Source organism: Tabrizicola piscis (assembly GCF_003940805.1).
Taxonomy (GTDB): domain Bacteria; phylum Pseudomonadota; class Alphaproteobacteria; order Rhodobacterales; family Rhodobacteraceae; genus Tabrizicola; species Tabrizicola piscis.
In genome coordinates this window covers 734923-753652 of sequence record NZ_CP034328.1, presented here as the reverse complement: position 1 = coordinate 753652, position 18730 = coordinate 734923, and the positions used below count along the sequence as shown (strand labels likewise).

The 18730-nt window shown below is 64.9% G+C and carries 22 protein-coding genes and 1 pseudogene; 18 read left to right on the top strand and 5 right to left on the bottom strand.

What is annotated here, in order from left to right; translation table 11 throughout:
- Positions 1-14 precede the first annotated feature (14 nt).
- The 4 genes from EI545_RS03600 to glmU all read right to left on the bottom strand — a co-directional run bounded on the left by EI545_RS03600 (position 15) and on the right by glmU (position 4505).
- The gene (locus EI545_RS03600) at positions 15-632 is read right to left on the bottom strand and encodes a DNA alkylation repair protein (protein WP_245990396.1); all 618 of its coding nucleotides are present in this window, start codon (positions 630-632) and stop codon (positions 15-17) included.
- Between the two features lie 50 nt (positions 633-682).
- Positions 683-1231 (bottom strand): pyridoxamine 5'-phosphate oxidase family protein, encoded by a 549-nt coding sequence (locus tag EI545_RS03595; protein ID WP_125324202.1) that lies wholly within the window; start codon positions 1229-1231, stop codon positions 683-685.
- A 110-nt stretch (positions 1232-1341) separates the two neighbouring features.
- On the bottom strand, positions 1342-3159 hold the full coding sequence (glmS, locus tag EI545_RS03590) for a glutamine--fructose-6-phosphate transaminase (isomerizing) (RefSeq protein ID WP_125324201.1): 1818 nt from the start codon (positions 3157-3159) through the stop codon (positions 1342-1344).
- 2 nt (positions 3160-3161) lie between these two features.
- The gene (gene glmU / locus EI545_RS03585; protein ID WP_125324200.1) at positions 3162-4505 is read right to left on the bottom strand and encodes a bifunctional UDP-N-acetylglucosamine diphosphorylase/glucosamine-1-phosphate N-acetyltransferase GlmU; all 1344 of its coding nucleotides are present in this window, start codon (positions 4503-4505) and stop codon (positions 3162-3164) included.
- Between the two features lie 104 nt (positions 4506-4609).
- Between glmU and EI545_RS03580 the strand changes: the two genes are divergently transcribed.
- The 5 genes from EI545_RS03580 (at position 4610) to EI545_RS03560 (ending at position 9250) form a co-directional block, all read left to right on the top strand.
- Entirely contained in the window at positions 4610-5263 is a 654-nt protein-coding gene (locus EI545_RS03580) for an HAD-IA family hydrolase (RefSeq protein ID WP_125324199.1), read from the top strand.
- A 169-nt stretch (positions 5264-5432) separates the two neighbouring features.
- Positions 5433-6677: a TCR/Tet family MFS transporter gene (locus EI545_RS03575; protein WP_125324198.1), complete on the top strand. Its 1245-nt coding sequence runs from the start codon at positions 5433-5435 to the stop codon at positions 6675-6677.
- On the top strand, positions 6674-7918 hold the full coding sequence (locus tag EI545_RS03570) for a DegT/DnrJ/EryC1/StrS family aminotransferase (protein ID WP_125324197.1): 1245 nt from the start codon (positions 6674-6676) through the stop codon (positions 7916-7918). The genes EI545_RS03575 and EI545_RS03570 overlap by 4 nt, the downstream gene beginning before the upstream one ends.
- Positions 7919-7922: 4 nt before the next feature.
- Entirely contained in the window at positions 7923-8438 is a 516-nt protein-coding gene (locus EI545_RS03565; protein ID WP_125324196.1) for a thermonuclease family protein, read from the top strand.
- On the top strand, positions 8438-9250 hold the full coding sequence (locus tag EI545_RS03560) for an MBL fold metallo-hydrolase (RefSeq protein ID WP_125324195.1): 813 nt from the start codon (positions 8438-8440) through the stop codon (positions 9248-9250). The genes EI545_RS03565 and EI545_RS03560 overlap by 1 nt, the downstream gene beginning before the upstream one ends.
- A gap of 289 nt (positions 9251-9539) precedes the next feature.
- Here EI545_RS03560 and EI545_RS03555 read toward each other — a convergent pair whose 3' ends face one another.
- On the bottom strand, positions 9540-9956 hold the full coding sequence (locus EI545_RS03555) for a hypothetical protein (protein ID WP_125324194.1): 417 nt from the start codon (positions 9954-9956) through the stop codon (positions 9540-9542).
- A gap of 272 nt (positions 9957-10228) precedes the next feature.
- Between EI545_RS03555 and EI545_RS03550 the strand changes: the two genes are divergently transcribed.
- From EI545_RS03550 to EI545_RS03490, 13 genes and pseudogenes are all read left to right on the top strand, one after another.
- Complete coding sequence (locus EI545_RS03550; protein WP_125324193.1) at positions 10229-10594, top strand: NADH-quinone oxidoreductase subunit A; 366 nt, start codon at positions 10229-10231, stop codon at positions 10592-10594.
- Complete coding sequence (locus EI545_RS03545; protein ID WP_174258170.1) at positions 10585-11118, top strand: NuoB/complex I 20 kDa subunit family protein; 534 nt, start codon at positions 10585-10587, stop codon at positions 11116-11118. The genes EI545_RS03550 and EI545_RS03545 overlap by 10 nt, the downstream gene beginning before the upstream one ends.
- A gap of 3 nt (positions 11119-11121) precedes the next feature.
- Positions 11122-11745: an NADH-quinone oxidoreductase subunit C gene (locus EI545_RS03540; RefSeq protein WP_125324192.1), complete on the top strand. Its 624-nt coding sequence runs from the start codon at positions 11122-11124 to the stop codon at positions 11743-11745.
- Positions 11742-12980, top strand: a complete 1239-nt coding sequence (locus EI545_RS03535; RefSeq protein WP_125324191.1) for an NADH-quinone oxidoreductase subunit D — start codon at positions 11742-11744, stop codon at positions 12978-12980. Before EI545_RS03540 ends, EI545_RS03535 begins: the two co-directional genes overlap by 4 nt.
- Before the next feature lie 165 nt (positions 12981-13145).
- On the top strand, positions 13146-13514 hold the full coding sequence (locus EI545_RS03530; RefSeq protein WP_125324190.1) for a hypothetical protein: 369 nt from the start codon (positions 13146-13148) through the stop codon (positions 13512-13514).
- Positions 13514-14425 (top strand): annotated as a pseudogene (gene nuoE, locus EI545_RS03525) (NADH-quinone oxidoreductase subunit NuoE); the annotation flags it as partial. The gene EI545_RS03530 and the pseudogene nuoE, both read left to right, overlap by 1 nt.
- Before the next feature lie 132 nt (positions 14426-14557).
- Positions 14558-15142: an NADH:ubiquinone oxidoreductase gene (locus EI545_RS03520; RefSeq protein WP_245990269.1), complete on the top strand. Its 585-nt coding sequence runs from the start codon at positions 14558-14560 to the stop codon at positions 15140-15142.
- A gap of 6 nt (positions 15143-15148) precedes the next feature.
- The gene (locus tag EI545_RS03515; RefSeq protein WP_125324188.1) at positions 15149-15376 is read left to right on the top strand and encodes a DUF5337 domain-containing protein; all 228 of its coding nucleotides are present in this window, start codon (positions 15149-15151) and stop codon (positions 15374-15376) included.
- Between the two features lie 10 nt (positions 15377-15386).
- On the top strand, positions 15387-16682 hold the full coding sequence (gene nuoF / locus EI545_RS03510) for an NADH-quinone oxidoreductase subunit NuoF (protein ID WP_125324187.1): 1296 nt from the start codon (positions 15387-15389) through the stop codon (positions 16680-16682).
- Between the two features lie 2 nt (positions 16683-16684).
- Positions 16685-17437, top strand: a complete 753-nt coding sequence (locus tag EI545_RS03505; RefSeq protein WP_125324186.1) for a class I SAM-dependent methyltransferase — start codon at positions 16685-16687, stop codon at positions 17435-17437.
- A complete protein-coding gene (locus tag EI545_RS03500; RefSeq protein ID WP_125324185.1) occupies positions 17434-17718 on the top strand; it encodes a hypothetical protein in 285 nt (94 codons plus the stop codon). The genes EI545_RS03505 and EI545_RS03500 overlap by 4 nt, the downstream gene beginning before the upstream one ends.
- Before the next feature lie 107 nt (positions 17719-17825).
- Positions 17826-18227: a DUF5333 domain-containing protein gene (locus EI545_RS03495; RefSeq protein ID WP_125324184.1), complete on the top strand. Its 402-nt coding sequence runs from the start codon at positions 17826-17828 to the stop codon at positions 18225-18227.
- Positions 18224-18727 (top strand): DUF3291 domain-containing protein, encoded by a 504-nt coding sequence (locus EI545_RS03490; RefSeq protein WP_125324183.1) that lies wholly within the window; start codon positions 18224-18226, stop codon positions 18725-18727. The genes EI545_RS03495 and EI545_RS03490 overlap by 4 nt, the downstream gene beginning before the upstream one ends.
- Positions 18728-18730: the final 3 nt, after the last annotated feature.

Genomic DNA, 18730 nt, shown 5'->3' with positions numbered 1-18730 from the left:
GCGCGGCGAGGTAGTTAGGATTCGAGATGGCGTGCGGCTTCCTTGCGCGCAAAGGGTTTCAGTGTTTCGCCATGCGCTTCAAGGAATGCTGTCGCACGCGGGGCGTCATGCTTTGACAGATCGCGGACCCACCAGGCGATGGCTTTCTGAATGAACCAGTCGCGATCGGTGGCAAGGGTGGCGCACCAGCCAAGCACACGGTCGCGGATGGCCAGTTCCTCGGGCTTGGGGTGGTTCTGCTTGGTCCATGGCAGCGTCATTACCAGCGCGGCACGGCGGGTCCACATGTGCGGCGAGGCGATCCAGCTTTCCACCGTCTCAAGGCGTGTGGGGTCTGCGACGAGGCGCTTTTGTCCGGCGATGCTGGCGTGATCCGCCAGGGCCCAGCCATCGAAATCGGACACCCAGGACAGGATCAACTCCCATGCGGCATCGTCGGGGCGAATGCGGGCCTGGGTCAGAAGTTTGGCGGCGGCGACCCGGGCCTCGTGGATGTCAGTCGCCCAAAGGCTGGCGGCGAGGGCGAGACGGTCCTCCAGCGTGAGGTCGGCGCGCCACTGGTCAGTCAGGCCCTCAATCTCGGGCACGGGGATGCCGAGGTAGCGGCGGGGGACCTTGTGATAGGCCTCCATCTCCGACGCCCTGGCAGGGTTTTCCAGCGCTTCGAGTTGGGCGAGGGGGGTCACAGGTTGGCCTCGGTCCCGGTGGGCAGCCCGTCGATGGTTTCGCGGTTGCGCGTGTCCCAATAGTCGCGCAGGCCATCGGGGCCCTTGTCCGTTGCCCATTTCTGCAGAACGGGGCGGTCTTCGCGGAAGTCCATGAAGGGGACGGCAAAACCGCAGGAGGATTGGACGAGGTCGATGGTTACATCCACGATCTGCCGCGCGCCGGGCTGGTCGGGAAGATGGGGCTTGAGGCTGGACCAATCCGGGTCGCCATGGTGGACCGCGCGCGCATTGCCATAGGCGCGCAGGATGATCGGGCGGGTGGTGAAGCTGCACCACATGAGGGTGATGCGGGGGTCAAGCTGCAGATGGGCGGCGGTTTCGTTGCCCGAGCCAGTAAGGTTGAGCCACAGGATGCGGGTCGGCGTCAGGACGCGGAGGGAGTCCATCCCCTTGGGCGACAGGTTGACGCGCGCCCCCGGCGCGGCAGTGCCGACAAAGTAGACGTGCTGGTCCCCGATGAACGCGATCTGGTCGGGTTGCAGCTGGTCGTAGCGCTTGCCCATTGGCGGGTCCTTTGCAGGCCGGGGACTGGAGGGTTTCACACCCTCCAGACCTCCCGTGGGATATTTGGCGAAGAGAAAGACGAAATTTTAGATAGATTTTAAAGGCTTGCCTATTCGACGGTCACGGATTTGGCCAGGTTGCGCGGCTGGTCCACGTCTGTCCCCTTGGCGATGGCGGTGTGGTAGGCGAGGAGTTGGGCCGGGACGGCATAGAGGATGGGCGCGAAGGCGGATGACACCTCGGGCAGGGTGATGGTCTGCCAGGCGCCTTGGCCAGCCTCGGCGATGCCCTTGGCGTCAGAGATCAGCAGGACGCGGCCGTGGCGGGCCATCACCTCTTGCATGTTGGAGACGGTCTTGTCGAAGAGCGCGTCTTTTGGGGCCAGCACGATCACCGGAACGGCGGCGTCAATCAGGGCGATCGGGCCGTGCTTGAGTTCACCTGAAGCATAACCTTCGGCGTGGATGTAGCTGATTTCCTTCAGTTTCAGCGCGCCTTCCAAGGCCAGCGGATACATGGTGCCGCGCCCGAGGAAAAGCACGTCCTGCGCGCGGGCCAGATCTTCGGCAATCGCGGCGATCCGGGGCGACAGGCTGAGGGTGTGGTTCATCAGCCCCGGCAGGGCGTTCAGGTCGGCGACATGCCGGGCCAGCGCTTCGGGGGTCAACCGGCCCCGGTCGACGGCCGCCTTGAGCGCGAGCAGCGCCAAGGTCACCAGCTGGCAGGTGAAGGCCTTGGTCGAGGCGACGCCGACCTCCACCCCCGCCATGATCGGCAGGGCAAGGTCACTTTCGCGGGCGATGGAGGAGGTGGGGACGTTCACGACCGACAGGACCCTGGCCACCTTGTCGCGGGCGTAGCGGAGCGCAGCAAGGGTATCGGCGGTTTCGCCGGACTGGCTGACGAACAGCGCCCAGGAATGGGGCGACAGCGGCGGTTCGCGGTAGCGGAATTCCGACGCGATGTCGATTTCGGCGGGCAGGCCGGCGATCTGTTCGAACCAGTATTTCGCGATATGGGCTGCATAGGATGCCGTGCCGCAGGCCACCAGCGTGATCCGGTCAACCCCGGTGAAGTCGATGCCTTCGGGCAGGTTCAACTGGCCGTCCGGCGTGGTGTAATGCTTCAGCGCCTCGGCGATGACCACGGGTTGTTCGGCGATTTCCTTGGCCATGAAATGCTTGTAACCGGCCTTTTCGATCCGCGTGGCGTCGATCTGGATCCGGGTTTCGGCGCGGTTGGCAAGGCGATCTGCCGCGTCAAAGATCTGGGCCCCGGCACGGGTGATGACGGCCCAGTCGCCTTCTTCCAGATAGGTAATGCGGTCGGTCATCGGGGCCAGCGCGATGGCATCTGACCCCACGAACATCTCGCCCGTGCCGTGGCCGATGGCGAGGGGCGAGCCCTTGCGGGCGGCAATCATCAGGTCTTCCTCGCCATCAAAAAGAAAGCACAGCGCGAAAGCACCGTGCAGACGTTTCAGGGTGGCGCGGGCGGCCTCGACCGGGGTGGCGCCGCGGTCGAGTTCGCGCCGGGCGAGCAGGGCGACGGTTTCGGTGTCGGTCTCGGATTCCTGGGCGTAGCCGTCCGTCGCCAGTTCGGCGCGCAGGTCGCGGAAGTTTTCGATGATGCCATTGTGAACGACAGCCACACCCCCGGCCCGATGGGGATGGGCGTTGGTCACGGTGGCCGCGCCATGGGTGGCCCAGCGGGTATGGCCGATCCCGGATTTGCCCGCCAGCGGTTCGTGGACCAGAAGGTCAGACAGATTGACCAGCTTGCCAACCGCGCGGCGGCGGTCCAGCTTGCCCTTGTGGACAGTGGCGATCCCGGCGGAATCGTAGCCGCGATACTCCAGCCGTTTCAGCGCCTCAACCAGCAGGGGGGCTGCTTCATGGTCGCCCAAGACCCCAACAATACCGCACATCTTTACCGCCCCTTCGCCTTTTCGGCCCGTAACCTGTCAAACATCCGCGTCGCAAGACCGGGCTTGGTCACCTGGCGAGCCCGGCCGATCGCCACCGCCTCGGCGGGGACATCTTCGGTGATCACCGACCCGCTGGCCGTAAAGGCGTCATCGCCCACGGTGACGGGGGCGACCAGCATCGTGTCCGACCCGATGAAGGCGCGCTTGCCGATGGTGGTGCGGTGCTTCATCACGCCGTCGTAGTTGCAGGTGACGGTGCCCGCGCCGATGTTGGTGAAGTCACCGATATCGGCATCGCCCAGATAGGTCAGGTGGCCAACTTTAACGCCCTCGCCCAGAATGGCATTCTTGACCTCAACGAAATTGCCAACATGCACATCCTCGGCCAGTTCGGCGCCGGGGCGCAGTCTTGCGAAGGGGCCAACGGTGGCACCGCGGCTGATGTGGCAGCCCTCCAGATGGCAGAAGGCCTTGATCTCGGCACCGGATTCGATGGTGACGCCGGGGCCGAAAATCACGTTCGGCCCGATCACCGCATCGCGGCCGATATAGGTATCCAGCGCGAAGAACACGGTTTCAGGGGCAGTCAGGGTGACGCCGTTTTCCAACGCATCAGCCCGGGCGCGGGACTGGAAGGCGGCCTCGGCCTCGGCCAGCTGGGCACGGGTGTTGACGCCAAGCGTCTCGGCCTCGTCACACAAGACAACGCCTGCGGACAGGCCGCGGGCGCGGGCAAGCTCGACGATGTCGGTCAGGTAGTATTCCCCGGCGGCATTGGCATTGCCGACCTCGGCCACCAAGGACAGAAGAGTCTGCATATCAGCACAGACCACACCGGAGTTGCACAAGGTTATCTTGCGTTCTTCGGGGGTTGCGTCCTTGAATTCGCGTATTGCACGAAGGTCGTCGCCCTGCGTGATCAGCCGGCCGTAGCGGCCCGGGTCCTTGGCGTGAAAGCCAAGGATGACGACGGCATGCCTTTCCCGGGCGTCCAGCATGGCGCGAAGGGTCGCCTCGCGGATCAGGGGGGTGTCGGCGTAAAGGACGATGGCATCGCCTTGCGCATTGGCCAGCAAGGGGGCAGCCTGCTCGACTGCATGGGCGGTGCCAAGCTGGGGGTCTTGCACCACCGTTTCCACCGCGTCGGACCAGGCGAGGGCGGCGGCGGCAACTGCCTCGCCGCCATGGCCGGTGACGACGACGATGCGCGACGGTTCAAGGCTTTGGGCTGTGGCCAGCGCGTGGTGCAAAAGCGGTGCAGCCGCCACGGCATGCAGAACCTTGGGCAGGTCGGAGTTCATCCGCGTGCCCTGACCCGCTGCCAGCAAGATCACTGAAACCTGCATTCTGCCCCTTCCTTTATCGTTGCGCCCGTTTTACCCCCGTGGCGCGGGGTGGCAAGGGGCCTCACCCTCACGCTGTATTTCAGGGCCGTCACAGGATTTTCGCAATGCGCTGTGTTGTTTTCGATCTGGATGGGACGCTGGCCGACACGTCGGCCGATCTGCTGGCGGCAGCGAATGCCTGTCTGCCGGGGGGCGCGGTCCTGGGGCCGGGCGACGCGCTGACGGCGTTTCATGGCGGTCGGGCGATGTTGCGGCTCGGCTACACGCGGCTTGGCCGGGACTGGACCGAGGCCGATGTCGATGCGGCCTATCCCGTGCTGCTGGAGGCGTACCGGGGGGCCATCGCGGTGCACACGCAGCTTTACCCCGGCGCGATGGAGGCGGTGGAGGTGCTGAAGCGGCAGGGCTTTGCGGTGTCAATCTGCACCAACAAGCCCGAGGCGCTGGCCGAAACCCTGCTGCGCGCTCTGGGAGTGCGGGAGGTGTTCGATGCCATGATCGGCGCCGATACCCTGCCGGTGCGCAAGCCTGACCCGGCACCCTACCGGGCGGCGGTCGAGCTTGCCGGGGGGCTGGTCACCCGGTCGATGCTGGTCGGCGATACCGAGACGGATGCCAAGACCGGGGTTGCCGCGGGCGTTCCGGTGGCGCTGGTCACCTTCGGGCCGGAAGGCGCGGGGGTCAGCCGGTTTCAGCCTGCCGCCCTGCTGGACAGATACGAGGACTTGCCGGCGATGGCGGCGCGGCTTCTGGCTTAGCGTAGGTTGACGCGGTGGACTGGGGGGTTTCAGACCCTCCAGACCTCCCGTGGGATATCGTCGCAGAAAGAAAGGGGCAGGGGCATGACATCGGGCCGTTATCCCTTGGGTCGTACAGGTCGTTTCGACGGGTTTGACAGGGCATGTTGCCGCTCATACGGTCGCGGCCATGAGTGACGCCGTCGTTCCCCAGGCTGCCGGGCCGCAGGTTTCGCGCCATGCGGTGACCTTTGTGTTGATCACGGTGTTTCTGGACATGGTGGGCTTTGGCCTGATCATGCCTGTCCTCCCCGCGCTGATCGAGGAGGTGGGCGAGGTCGGGATCGACCGGGCGGCGGTAATCGGCGGCTGGATGTTTGCCGGGTTCAGCCTCGCGCAATTCGTCTTTGCACCCCTGATGGGGAACCTTGCGGACCGGTTCGGTCGGCGGCCCCTGTTGTTGCTGGCGATCTTCGGGCTGGGGATGGATTTCGTCCTGTCGGCCGTGGCCCCGACCCTGTTCTGGCTGTTCGTGGGCCGGATCTTCGCGGGGATCTGCGGCGCAAGCTGGATCATCGCCAGTGCCTTCATCGCCGATGTCACCACGCCAGAAGAACGCGCGCGGGCTTTCGGCCTGATGGGCGCAGCATTTGGGGTGGGCTTCGTCATCGGTCCAGCAATCGGCGGGCTTCTGGGTGAGCTTGGCCCCCGGGTGCCGTTCTGGGTGGCGGCGGGAATTTCGCTTTTGAACTTCGTCTACGGCTGGCTGGTGCTGCCGGAATCGCTGCCCCCGGCCAAGCGGCGGCGGTTCGAGCTTTGGCGCGCCAACCCGTTTGGCGCGTTTCGGGTCTTTGCAACCTATCCCGGCGTGCTGCCCATGGTGCTGGTGCTGGGGCTCTTTTTCTTCTCGACCTCGGTCTACCCGGCGATCTGGGCCTTCTGGGGGATTGCCAAGTTCGGCTGGTCCGAGGCGGTGGTCGGTCTGACGCTGGCGATCTTCGGGCTGATCGCGGGCGGGTTTCAGGGGTTCCTGACCGGCCCGGCAGCCGCGCGGTTCGGAGAGTGGCGGGTGGCGCTGTTCGGGATGATCTGCGCCACGCTGGTGCTGGTCGGCTATGGCATGGTCGGCAGTCTGGGCGCAGTGGTCGCGCTCATGATCCTGCACGGGCCTGAGGGGTTTGTGCACCCGCTGATGACCGCGATGCTGACCAAGCGCGTGCCCGAGGATGCGCAGGGCGAATTGCAGGGCGGCATCTCGGCAGTGATGAATGTGGCGATGCTGTTCGGCACAGTGTTCTTTGCGTTCCTGTTCGGGCATTTCATGGCCGAGGGGCGCAACTGGCAATCGCCCGACGTGGCCTATCTTGTGGCGGGGGGGTGTATGGCGATAACCACCCTGATGTTTGCGGTGTTGAAGCGGGCGGAGAAGGCATGAGCGAACGGTTTGGCGGCAGTTTCACCCAGCAAGAGCCGATCCCCGAGGCGGGGATTGAGGCGGCGATGGCGGTGCTGCGGCATGGACGGCTCCACCGCTATAACACCGCGCCGGGCGAAGTGGCGGAAACCGTGCTGCTGGAGGAGGAATTCGCCGCCTATGTGGGGGCCAGGTATTGCCTCGGGCTCGCCTCTGGCGGGGCGGCGATGGCCTGCGCGCTCAGGGCCTTGCAGGTGCAACCCGGCGATCCGGTGCTGTCGAACGCCTTCACGCTGGCGCCGGTGCCGGGGGCGATTGCCAGCCTTGGCGCGCGCCCGGTCTTTGTCGAGGTGACGGAAGACCTGACCATCGACCTTGCGCATCTGGAGGCGCAGGCCATGGCCTCGGGGGCGAAGGTTCTCCTCCTCAGCCACATGCGCGGGCATGTCTGCGACATGGAGGCTTTGGTTACCCTGTGCGACCGGCTGGGCGTGCGGGTGGTCGAGGATTGCGCGCATACGATGGGCGCTGCGTGGAAAGGTGTGCCATCGGGCCGGCATGGGGCTATCGGCTGTTATTCGACGCAGACCTATAAGCATATGAATTCGGGTGAGGGCGGGTTTCTGGTCACCGATGATGCCGAACTGGCCGCGCGGGCGATTTTGCTGTCAGGGTCCTACATGCTTTACGCCCGCCATCGCGCGGCCCCGGGGCCTGAGGTGTTCGAGGCGCTGAAGCTGGATGTCCCCAATGTCTCCAGCCGGATGGACAATCTGCGCGCGGCGATCCTGCGACCGCAGATCGCGATGCTGGATGACCGCCGCGCGCGCTGGCGGGTCCTCTATCAGGCGATGGAGGCAGGGCTGGCCGGGGTGCCGGGGCTGCGGCTGATCCCGCGGCCGCAGGTGGAAGACTATGTCGGGTCAAGTTTCCAGTTCCTGCTGCCGGGCTGGGACGGCGCGCGGGTTGCAGCACTTGTGGCGGCAGCAGCGGCGCGGGGGGTCGAGCTGAAATGGTTCGGCGCCGCCGACCCGCTGGGCTTTACCAGCCGCTACGCCCATTGGCGCTATGCCGCCCCCGAGGCCTTGCCGCAGACCGACCGCATCCTTGCCGGGCTGATCGACATGCGCCTGCCCCTGACCTTCACCCCCGAGGATGTGGCGCTGATCGCCCGCATTCTGGCAGATGAAGTGACCAAGGCCACCAAGGCGGGGACGCCAGCCCAGGTGGCAGCCCCGGTCGCAGTCCCGGCGGCGGACTAGGGCTGTGGCGCGGCTGCTTCGCCCGGCGCGTGCCCCCGGACCGGTGACGCGGCTTCTGCAGCGGCTGGTGTCGCCGCGCTTCTACCTCAAGACCGCCATGACGGCGCTGGTGCTGGGCCTGATCCTGGTGCCCACTGTGGCCGATCTGGTAAACGCCGCGCTGAAACCGGTCTCGGGTGAGGGTGAAACCTGCCGGATCCTGCGGGTGATCGACGGTGATACCGTGTCGCTGATGTGCCCGGAGGAGGGGTTGGAAAGCGCGCGCCTGATGGGCTTTGACACGCCCGAGAAATACGCGCCCCAATGCCTGTCCGAATTCATTGCGGCGGAACGGGCCAGCTGGGCTCTGCGCACGATGATCCAGAAGGCCGACCAGCTGGCGATCACCCGCGACGGCACGGACCGGTTTGGCCGGGCGCTTGTCCGGCTGGAACTGGACGGCGTCGACGTGGCGCGGCTGATGGTGCGGGCGGGACATGCCCGCATCAACACTGGTGGCCCCCGTGGGAGCTGGTGCTGATGCGGATCCTGCGGCAGGGGCCATTGTCGATCGAGGTGGAACTGGCGGACCTGTCCGTCATCATGCTGTCGGATGGCGAGACGGGGATGCCGCCTGCGCATCTGCGCGGACCTGACGGCGCCGCGCTGCCTGCCGATGACCTTGCCGGCGCGGATCTGGTGGCAGGCAAGCTGCGCCTGCCGGTGCGCGCCTTCGTGGTGCGGGGTCCGGCGGGCTGTCTCCTGATCGACAGCGGGGCAGGGCGGGCCTGGCACCCGACGCTGGGCCGACTGCCAGCCGCGATGGTTGAGGCCGGGGTAGGCCCGAACGAAGTGACCGACATCGCCTTGACCCATACCCATATCGATCATCTTGGCGGGCTTGTGGGTGACGACGGCGGTCTGGCCTTCCCCAATGCCCGCCGGGTGCTGGTCGCAACCGAAGAGCTGTCCGCGTTCCGCAACACCCCCCGCATGATCCCGGTGCTGCCAAGGGTCATTCCGCTGGAACAGGGGGATGGGCCGATGCGGGGTGTCACCGCGATCAATGCGCCGGGCCATTCCCCGGGCCATATGGCCTTTCTGGTCGACGGCCGGCTCCTGATCTGGGGCGACCTCGTCCATCACGCCGCCCTCCAGTTTCCCCGGCCCGAGATCACCTGGACCTTCGACGAAGACCCCGCGCAAGCCCGGGCCAGCCGGATCGCCCTGATGGAACAGTCGGTCGAGGCTGGCTGGCTGGTCGCAGGGGCGCATCTGCCGTTTTCCGGGATCGGCAGGATCTCACGCCAAGGCGACGGCTATGCCTTCCACCCCATCACGCGGGGCGCCTGACTCAAACACAGGCAAAACGGGCTCCACCAGAACAGAGCGGCGTTCCGCCGCACGTCCTTTGTCTCGCCTCTGAACAACTGCGCCAACCGGCTCGGGATCGGGCAGGCGTGTCGCCCTCAAACCCTCCGGGTGGGGTCACAAGCAAAACCTGATCGCTTGCTCTTTGCCAAATACTCCCCGGGGGTTTGGGGGCAGGATGCCCCCATCAGCCGAGGCAGAGCGCGCAAGCGCGAGGCCGAGACAAAAGGCTTGCGGCGGAACGCCGCGCTGCAAGATTACCGCGGGCTGGTCACTGCGGATAGGGTGAGGTTCCGCCAAGGCTGGCGTTGGTGTGGTCGATCAGCACGGCACAAAGGCAGGCCGCATCCGTGCAGGCGTCACGGGCGGCCAGAAAATCGGCATCGCGCGGCGGGGAATAAAGGTCAACCTCCTGACCTGTCGCGTTTTCCAGCGCATAGACCCAGGCCAGATCATCCAGCCGCCCCATGCGCCACAGGTCGTCCTCCGGTGTCTCGGCGGCAGTGCACATCAGTTGGTGTGCGGCCACCGTAGGCATGTCGCAGCCGATGTCGGACAGCACCAACCCATAGCGGCCCTCCAGATCGGCAATGCGCGCCTCGACGCCGGCAAGGTCGATACCGCAGCTGGCCGCCTGCAGCGGCAAGGCGGGCAGGGCGCAAAGCAGGAAAGCAAGACGGGTCCGCATGGCAGGTCCTTTCACAGGGTCCGTTTGGCAAGTCAGGGCGCTGCCTCAGGCGCCAACACAAGTCCCGATCGCCCCTTCGGTCAAGGTGGGAAGAACCGCCCCCCCTCTTGCCATGCCTGCCCATGCCCGCCGCATTTTCTGCATCTGCAAAGTGGCCTTTTCCCCCTGCCTTCGGTTGACCCTGACCGGGGGGCGGAGTAAACGGGCGCAGAGATCAAGCGGTCCGGTTCGAGTCCGCACGCTCGCGTGTCGCCAGCATCAAGGAGCCCCTCGTGGATCTGCTTCTCCGAGAGTATCTTCCCATACTCATTCTTCTGGCCATCGCCATCGGTCTGGGCCTAGTGCTGATCCTGGCGGCTGCCGTCCTCGCCGTGCGCAATCCTGACCCCGAGAAGGTGAGCGCCTACGAATGCGGCTTCAACGCCTTTGACGACGCGCGGATGAAGTTTGACGTGCGGTTCTACCTCGTGTCGATCCTGTTCATCATCTTCGACCTTGAAGTTGCGTTCCTGTTCCCCTGGGCTGTCGCCTTTGGTGAAATCAGCATGGCGGCCTTCTGGTCGATGATGCTGTTCCTTGGCGTGCTGACCATCGGTTTTGCCTATGAATGGAAGAAGGGGGCCCTGGAATGGGAGTGATGACCGGTGCCAATACGGCGGGCGGCGACCATGACGTTGCCGTGCAATCCCTGAACCGGGAACTGGCCGACAAGGGGTTCCTCCTCACCTCGACCGAAGACATCATCAACTGGGCCCGGATCGGGTCCCTGCACTGGATGACCTTCGGCCTTGCCTGCTGCGCGGTCGAGATGATGCACACCTCGATGCCGCGCTATGATCTGGAACGCTTTGGCACCGCGCCGCGCGCCAGCCCTCGCCAGTCGGACCTGATGATCGTGGCGGGCACGCTGACCAACAAGATGGCCCCGGCCCTGCGCAAGGTCTATGACCAGATGCCGGAACCGCGCTATGTGATCTCGATGGGCTCCTGCGCCAATGGCGGGGGGTACTACCACTACTCCTACAGCGTCGTGCGCGGCTGTGATCGGATCGTTCCGGTCGACATCTACGTTCCCGGCTGCCCGCCCACGGCCGAGGCGCTGCTTTATGGTATCCTGCAGTTGCAGCGGAAAATCCGCCGCACCGGCACCTTGGTGAGGTAGAAGATGAGCGAAGCCCTGCAAGAACTGGCCGCGCTTATCGGGTTGAAACAGCCCGAGGCTGTGCAATCCTCAGCCGTCGCCTTTGGCGAGTTGACGCTGGTGGTGAACCTGCCAAACCTTGTGTCGCTGGTCGAATTCCTGCGCGAAGATCCCGCCTGCCGCTTCACCAGCCTGGTCGACATCACGGCCATCGACCTGCCGGAACGCAGCGCGCGGTTTGATGTGGTCTACCACTTCCTGTCGATGTACCGGAACCACCGCATCCGCCTGAAGGTCGCCGTGGCCGAGACGGACATGGTGCCGTCGCTGGTCGATCTGCACCCCAGCGCCAACTGGTTCGAGCGTGAGGTGTTCGACATGTTCGGCATCCTGTTCAGCGGCCACCCCGACCTGCGGCGCATCCTGACGGACTACGGCTTCCGGGGCTATCCGCTGCGCAAGGACTTTCCGACCACCGGCTATACCGAGGTCCGCTATGACGAGGCGCTGAAGCGGGTGGTCTATGAACCGGTGAAGCTGGTTCAGGAATACCGGCAGTTCGACTTCATGTCCCCGTGGGAGGGGGCGGATTACATTCTTCCGGGGGATGACAAGTCGCGGGCCGGCGCACCGGGAGAGAAGCCATGATGGACGGCGATATCCGCGTGAACACCTATGACGACGGCTCGACCGATTTCGAGACCGGCGAACAGCGCATCCGCAACTTCAACATCAACTTCGGCCCCCAGCATCCGGCGGCGCATGGCGTGCTGCGGCTGGTGCTGGAGCTGGACGGCGAGATTGTCGAACGCTGCGATCCGCATATCGGCCTTTTGCACCGCGGCACCGAAAAGCTGATGGAGTCGCGCACCTATCTGCAGAACCTGCCGTACTTCGACCGGCTGGATTATGTCGCGCCGATGAATCAGGAACACGCCTGGTGTCTGGCGATCGAACGGCTGACCGGCACGATAGTGCCGCGCCGGGCCAGCCTGATCCGGGTGCTTTACAGCGAAATCGGCCGGGTGCTGAACCACCTTCTGAACGTGACAACCCAAGCCATGGACGTGGGCGCGCTGACGCCGCCGCTTTGGGGCTTTGAGGAACGCGAAAAGCTGATGGTGTTCTACGAACGGGCCTGCGGCGCGCGGCTGCACGCGGCCTATTTCCGGCCCGGCGGCGTGCACGTGGACCTGCCCGATCAGCTGGTTGAGGATATCGACCTATGGGCAGTGGAATTCCCCCGCGTGCTGGACGACATCGACGGGCTTCTCACCGAAAACCGCATCTTCAAGCAGCGCAATGCCGATATCGGCATCGTCACCGAAGCGGATATCCAGAAATGGGGCTATTCCGGCGTGATGGTGCGGGGCTCCGGCCTTGCCTGGGACCTGCGCCGCGCGCAGCCCTATGAATGCTACGACGAATTCGACTTCCAGATCCCCGTCGGCAAGAACGGTGACTGCTATGACCGCTACCTCTGCCGGATGGAGGAGATGCGCCAGTCGACCAGCATCATCCGTCAGGCCTGCGCCAAGTTGCGGGTCGAAAAGGGCGACGTGCTGGCCCGTGGCAAGATCACCCCGCCAAAACGCGGCGAGATGAAGACCTCGATGGAGGCGCTCATCCATCACTTCAAGCTTTACACCGAAGGCTTCCACGTCCCCGCGGGTGAGGTTTATGCCGCGGTTGAGGCACCGAAGGGCGAATTTGGCGTCTATCTGGTGGCCGATGGCACCAACAAGCCCTACCGCGCCAAGATCCGCGCGCCGGGGTTCCTGCACCTGCAGTCGATGGACTATATCTGCAAGGGCCACCAGCTGGCCGACGTCAGTGCCATCATCGGCACGATGGACGTCGTCTTTGGGGAGATCGACCGGTGATCGCCGCCTTCTCGATCGCTCCGGTCGTGGTGCTGATCCTTCTGTCATCGCAGCCTGTGCTTCTGCCGGCTATTGTCGGCGCAATGATGGGTGCGGCCTGATGCGCGGCCTTACCCAGATCGTCACGGCCGCGCTGATTGCCTCCCAGATGGCGGAGCGTTGCGCATGACGCTGGCTGTCCTGACCATGGTCTGCGGGGTGATCACGCTGGGGATCCTTGCCGTCATGGCAACGGCCTTCTGGGCCAGCCCGGAGCGTGGGTTGCAGCTGACCACCCACCGGGTTGACCTTCTGCCGCGCGTGATGGCCGGGCGCTACACCGCCTTTGCCTTGCTGGCCATCTTTGCGCTTGTGCAGGGGGACGCCGCCCTCTTTGCCGCCTTTTTCGCCATCTGCGCCTTCATGGGCTTTGCCGATGGCCTGATCTATGCCCGTGCCGGGCTTCCGCATATGAAACACACGCTCTCGGGGGTATTGTCGGTGATCGCGTTTGGCGTCGCCATGGCAAACCTGCTGGTCGAGAAAGGGTCCTGATGCTTCGTCGACTTCACCCACAGCAGCCCGCCTCGTTTGCCTTCACGCCGGCAAACTTGGCCTGGGCACAGGGCCAGATCTCCAAATACCCCGAGGGTCGGCAGGCCAGCGCGATCATCCCGCTTCTGTGGCGCGCGCAAGAGCAGGAGGGGTGGCTGTCCCGCCCCGCCATCGAACATGTCGCCGAAATGCTGGGCATGGCCTATATCCGCGCGCTGGAAGTCGCGACCTTCTACTTCATGTTCCAGCTGCAGCCGGTGGGCAGCGTCGCCCATATCCAGATCTGCGGCACGACCAGCTGCATGATCTGCGGGGCCGAGGATCTGGTGGCCGTCTGCAAGGAATTGATCGCGAAGCAGCCCCATGCCCTGTCCGCCGATGGCAAGTTCAGCTGGGAAGAGGTGGAATGTCTGGGCGCCTGCGCCAATGCGCCAATGGCCCAGATCGGCAAGGACTATTACGAGGATCTGACGCCCGACGGGTTGCGCAAGCTGATCGCCCGGTTTTCCAAGGGCGAAGTGCCGCTGCCGGGTTCGGAAATCGGGCGCTATGCTGCGGAACCGCTAGGGGGGCTGACCAGCCTGACCGAATACGAAAAAGGCCGGAATCCCTACAACGCCAGCGTTCAGGCGGCGGTGGACCTTGGCGATACCGTCAAACGCATCGACGGAACCGAAGTGCCGCTGACAACGCCCTGGCTTGGCAAGGCCGCCCCGGCAAAACCGGCGCGCGGCAAGGCCAAGGAAGCCAAACCCGCCGCAGGCCTTCCCGCCGATGCAACCGGGGTGACGGTGCAGGAAGCCCCCGCCGTGTCGACCGGCAAGCCCGAGGCTGACGGCAATGCGCCAGAGGCCACCCCCGCCGCGACCCCAGAGGCGAAGACCCGCACCAGGACACCCAAGGCAACCGACACGGCCGCCCCGACGGCCAGCAAGCCGCGCCCGAAGAAGGCGTAGGCAAGACCCGAAAAGACGTAAGGAAGCAAGGACACGGCAACACGGCAACCACGCCCGAAAAGGGCAAGTAAGGGAGAGGGACGGAAAATGCGCAAGGCTGAGAACATGAATGCCCCGATGCTTGCGGGATGGATCATAGGCGCCGCTGCCGGTCTGGTGGCTTTTGGCGTGCTGGTCGTTGTCGGCAAGTTCGATCTGTTTCCCGCGGCTGCCTTGGGCGGCGGCGTTGCGGCGGTTGCCGGTCTGGTCCTTGGCATGCCTTGGGGCGCCTCGGCCCCCGCGCCGATGCCTGCCGCCAAGGCCCCTGCGGCCAAGCCTTCCGCAGCCCCGGTTGCCGAGGCCGTCGTGGCGCCCGCCGCGTTCGTGTCGGCCCCGGTTGCGGCTGCCAGCGCAGGTCCGCTGCGCCTGAAAGCCGCCCGCGCGGGTGTGGCCGACGACCTGAAGGAAATCGAAGGCATCGGCCCGGCGATGGAAAAGCTGGTCAACGAACTGGGCTTTTACCACTTCGACCAGATCGCCAGCTGGTCTGACGCCGACGTGGCGCTGGTGGATGCCGAGATGAAGGGTTTCAAGGGTCGCATCACCCGCGACAAGTGGGTGGCGCAGGCCAAGATCATCGTAACCGAAGGGCTTGAGGCGTTCCGCGAACGCGCCAAGACCAACAACTACTAAGGGCCCATGGTGGACCAGCGTCCCGATCCAGCCGAGGTGAAGCGTGCCGCGCAGGCTCGGCTGGTCGCCATCGTCCTTGCTGCGACGATGGTGCTTTGGATGGGGGCGCAATGGCTGGGCGGGCAGATGGGATGGGAAACGCGCTTTGTGTTTCTTTTCGACTTTGCCGCATTGGCCGCATTCCTTTGGGCCATGGTGGTGACGTATCAAATCTGGCGTGGACGCCAGAGTTAGGAAGACTGTGATGCTCAAGGATCAGGACCGCATTTTCACCAACCTCTACGGGATGCATGACCGCAGCCTGAAGGGCGCCATGAAGCGCGGGCATTGGAACGGCACGGCCGACATCATCAAGCGCGGCCGGGATATGATCATCGAGCAGGTCAAGGCCTCGGGCCTGCGCGGCCGGGGCGGGGCAGGCTTTCCGACCGGCCTCAAGTGGTCGTTCATGCCCAAGCAGTCGGACGGGCGGCCCAGCTATCTGGTGATCAACGCCGACGAATCCGAACCCGGCACCTGCAAGGACCGGGAGATCATGCGGCACGACCCGCATACGCTGATCGAAGGCGCGCTGATTGCCAGCTTCGCGATGAATGCCAACGCCTGCTACATCTACATCCGCGGCGAATACATCCGTGAGCGTGAGGCGCTGCAGGCCGCGATCGACGAATGCTATGACGCGGGGCTGCTGGGCAAGAACGCCGCGAAATCCGGCTGGGACTTCGACTGCTACCTGCACCACGGTGCGGGGGCCTATATCTGCGGTGAAGAAACGGCGCTGCTGGAAAGCCTGGAAGGCAAGAAGGGCATGCCCCGGATGAAGCCGCCGTTTCCGGCAGGCTCCGGCCTTTACGGCTGCCCGACCACGGTGAACAACGTCGAATCCATCGCCGTCGTCCCCACGATCCTGCGCCGGGGGCCGGAATGGTTTGCCGGCTTTGGTCGGCCCAACAACACCGGGACCAAACTTTTCGGCATCTCCGGCCATGTGATGAAGCCATGCGTCGTCGAGGAATCGATGTCGATCCCGCTGAAGGAACTGCTGGAACGCCACTGTGGCGGGGTCCGGGGCGGCTGGGACAACATCAAGGCGGTGATCCCCGGCGGGTCCTCGGTGCCGCTCCTCACCAAGGCACAATGCGACGACGCGATCATGGATTTCGACTGGCTGCGCGAGCAGCGGTCGGGCCTTGGCACGGCGGCGGTGATCGTGATGGACCAGTCCACCGACGTCATCAAGGCGATCTGGCGGCTGTCGAAGTTCTACAAGCACGAAAGCTGCGGCCAGTGCACCCCCTGCCGTGAAGGCACCGGCTGGATGATGCGCGTGATGGACCGTCTGGTCCGCGGCGAGGCCGAGGTTGAAGAGATCGACATGCTGCTGTCGGTGACCAAGCAGGTCGAAGGCCACACCATCTGCGCCCTTGGCGACGCTGCCGCCTGGCCGATCCAGGGCCTGATCCGCGCCTTCCGCGATGAAATCGAGGACCGGATCAAGGCCAAGCGCACCGGCCGCGTCAGCGCCGTCGCGGCGGAGTAGGCATGCAAGTCGGCTCTCTCCTGTCTGAACTCAGGGCACGGTATCTGGCACCTTCGCTGCTCCGTCGCTTTACGCATGACGGAGAACGCCCCGACACGCGCAGGCCTGCGACCGTGTTCGAAGACCTGTTCTGGACGCATGACGGGCCGGTTGTCGACAAATGGCATCACTACCTGCCGCTGTACGACAGGTATCTGACCCCTTGGCGCAACACGCCGGTGCGGATGCTGGAAATCGGTGTCAGCCGTGGCGGGTCGCTTAAGATGTGGCGCAAGTATTTTGGCCCGGACGCCGTGATTTTCGGCATCGACATCGACCCCCGCTGCGCCCGCCTGAACGGCGACGCAGGGCAGGTCCGGATCGGATCGCAGGACAACCCGAAGTTCCTGAAACAGGTCGTCGCCGAAATGGGCGGTGTCGACATCGTGCTGGACGACGGCAGCCACGTATCGGCCCATATCCGCGCCAGTCTGGACACGCTGTTTCCGATGCTGGCGGACGGCGGCCTCTACATGATCGAGGATCTGCACGCCTGCTACTGGGCGCCCTTCGGCGGGGGGTATCGGCGGCCGGGCAGCTTTGTCGAAACCGTCAAGACGATGATCGACGACATGCACCACTGGTACCATGACCAGGGTGAAAGGATCGGCGCGACGGCGGGTTCCCTCGCGGCGATCCACGCCCATGACAGCATCGTGGTCCTTGAAAAGACAACCGTTGCCCCGCCGCGCCGCAGCCAAAGGGGGCGGGCATGACCGTGGCTTTGCATCCGCCCCTCGGCCAGCGGCGGCTGACGCCGGTTGCCTTGACGCTCGCCCTCCTGGCCTCGGGCTGCGTTGCCGGGCAGGAACCGCCTGTGGCGTCTTCTGACCCGGTGCGCGTCACCAATGCGGGGCAGCCGTTCCAGATGTGGGACGGTGCCGCCGCGCGCAAGGCTGCTGACGCCCAGTGCGGCCCGCGTGGCGTGCGTGCGTCACTCTACGACCGCTTTGATCGGGCCACCGGCGCTTGGGTCTATCCGGGGGGCTGCGCATGACAAGTGCCGTCACCTTCGGTCACAAACCGCTGATGAATGCCGTTTGTCATGGCATATCAAAGGGGTTCTCCCCCATCTCTGCGGCAGTTTCAGCCAAGGAGGCCTTCATGAAACGCTTCACCCTGACCCTTGCAGCGCTGGCCATTGCCGCGCCGGCCTATGCACTGGTGCCGATCAACGAAGAACCGGTGATCGTCGAAACCCTGTTGCAGGGCTTTATCGGCGACGCCATCGACGACAACTGCCCAACGCTTGAGGCCCGCAAACTGCGCGCCCTGTCCGAACTGACCAAGCTGCGCGACTATGCCTTGAAGCAGGGCTACTCGGCCTCGGAAGTCCGCGCCTTCGTCACCTCGAAGGAAGAAAAGGCCAAGGGCAAGGCGATTGCCGCCGAACGCCTCAAGGAACGCGGGGCTGAACCCGGCAACCCCGACGCCTATTGCGCCATCGGCGAGGAAGAGATCGCCAAGGACAGTCTGATCGGACAATTGCTGAGGTCGACGAAATGATCCAACCGCCCGGGCATCATCTGGCCGAGTTGAACGTGGGGCGCCTTCTGGCCCCCACCGACGACCCGCGCGTGGCCGAATTCATGGCCGCCCTTGACCGGGTGAACGGCATGGGCAAACGGATGCCGGGCTTTGTCTGGATGATGGAAGGCTCGGGCGAACCGGGCACGGGGAACACCGAGGCGAAGATTGGCGGCGACCCGCAATATGTGTCGAACCTGACGGTCTGGAAAAGCGTGGAGACGCTGGAACATTTCGTCTGGAACACCGTCCACCGCACGTTCTATGAGCGGCGGCAGGAATGGTTCGAGGTGCTGGGGAAGATGCATTTCGTCATGTGGTGGGTGCCCGCAGGCCACCGCCCCACACTGGACGAGGCATTGGAACGGTTGGAGCATCTGCGCGCCCATGGCGACAGCGACCATGCCTTTGGGTGGAAATATCTGAAAGACGCGCAGCTGTGGAAAACCCACGGCTGCGCGCAAATGGCGGCGGAGTGACGG

Coding starts and splice junctions, on each gene's coding strand:
- EI545_RS03600 (WP_245990396.1), bottom strand. CDS start 632: ATGGAGGCCTATCACAAGGTCCCCCGCCGCTACCTCGGCATCCCCGTG.
- EI545_RS03595 (WP_125324202.1), bottom strand. CDS start 1,231: ATGGGCAAGCGCTACGACCAGCTGCAACCCGACCAGATCGCGTTCATC.
- glmS (WP_125324201.1), bottom strand. CDS start 3,159: ATGTGCGGTATTGTTGGGGTCTTGGGCGACCATGAAGCAGCCCCCCTG.
- glmU (WP_125324200.1), bottom strand. CDS start 4,505: ATGCAGGTTTCAGTGATCTTGCTGGCAGCGGGTCAGGGCACGCGGATG.
- EI545_RS03580 (WP_125324199.1), top strand. CDS start 4,610: ATGCGCTGTGTTGTTTTCGATCTGGATGGGACGCTGGCCGACACGTCG.
- EI545_RS03575 (WP_125324198.1), top strand. CDS start 5,433: ATGAGTGACGCCGTCGTTCCCCAGGCTGCCGGGCCGCAGGTTTCGCGC.
- EI545_RS03570 (WP_125324197.1), top strand. CDS start 6,674: ATGAGCGAACGGTTTGGCGGCAGTTTCACCCAGCAAGAGCCGATCCCC.
- EI545_RS03560 (WP_125324195.1), top strand. CDS start 8,438: ATGCGGATCCTGCGGCAGGGGCCATTGTCGATCGAGGTGGAACTGGCG.
- EI545_RS03555 (WP_125324194.1), bottom strand. CDS start 9,956: ATGCGGACCCGTCTTGCTTTCCTGCTTTGCGCCCTGCCCGCCTTGCCG.
- EI545_RS03545 (WP_174258170.1), top strand. CDS start 10,585: ATGGGAGTGATGACCGGTGCCAATACGGCGGGCGGCGACCATGACGTT.
- EI545_RS03540 (WP_125324192.1), top strand. CDS start 11,122: ATGAGCGAAGCCCTGCAAGAACTGGCCGCGCTTATCGGGTTGAAACAG.
- EI545_RS03535 (WP_125324191.1), top strand. CDS start 11,742: ATGATGGACGGCGATATCCGCGTGAACACCTATGACGACGGCTCGACC.
- EI545_RS03530 (WP_125324190.1), top strand. CDS start 13,146: ATGACGCTGGCTGTCCTGACCATGGTCTGCGGGGTGATCACGCTGGGG.
- EI545_RS03520 (WP_245990269.1), top strand. CDS start 14,558: ATGCGCAAGGCTGAGAACATGAATGCCCCGATGCTTGCGGGATGGATC.
- EI545_RS03515 (WP_125324188.1), top strand. CDS start 15,149: ATGGTGGACCAGCGTCCCGATCCAGCCGAGGTGAAGCGTGCCGCGCAG.
- nuoF (WP_125324187.1), top strand. CDS start 15,387: ATGCTCAAGGATCAGGACCGCATTTTCACCAACCTCTACGGGATGCAT.
- EI545_RS03505 (WP_125324186.1), top strand. CDS start 16,685: ATGCAAGTCGGCTCTCTCCTGTCTGAACTCAGGGCACGGTATCTGGCA.
- EI545_RS03500 (WP_125324185.1), top strand. CDS start 17,434: ATGACCGTGGCTTTGCATCCGCCCCTCGGCCAGCGGCGGCTGACGCCG.
- EI545_RS03495 (WP_125324184.1), top strand. CDS start 17,826: ATGAAACGCTTCACCCTGACCCTTGCAGCGCTGGCCATTGCCGCGCCG.
- EI545_RS03490 (WP_125324183.1), top strand. CDS start 18,224: ATGATCCAACCGCCCGGGCATCATCTGGCCGAGTTGAACGTGGGGCGC.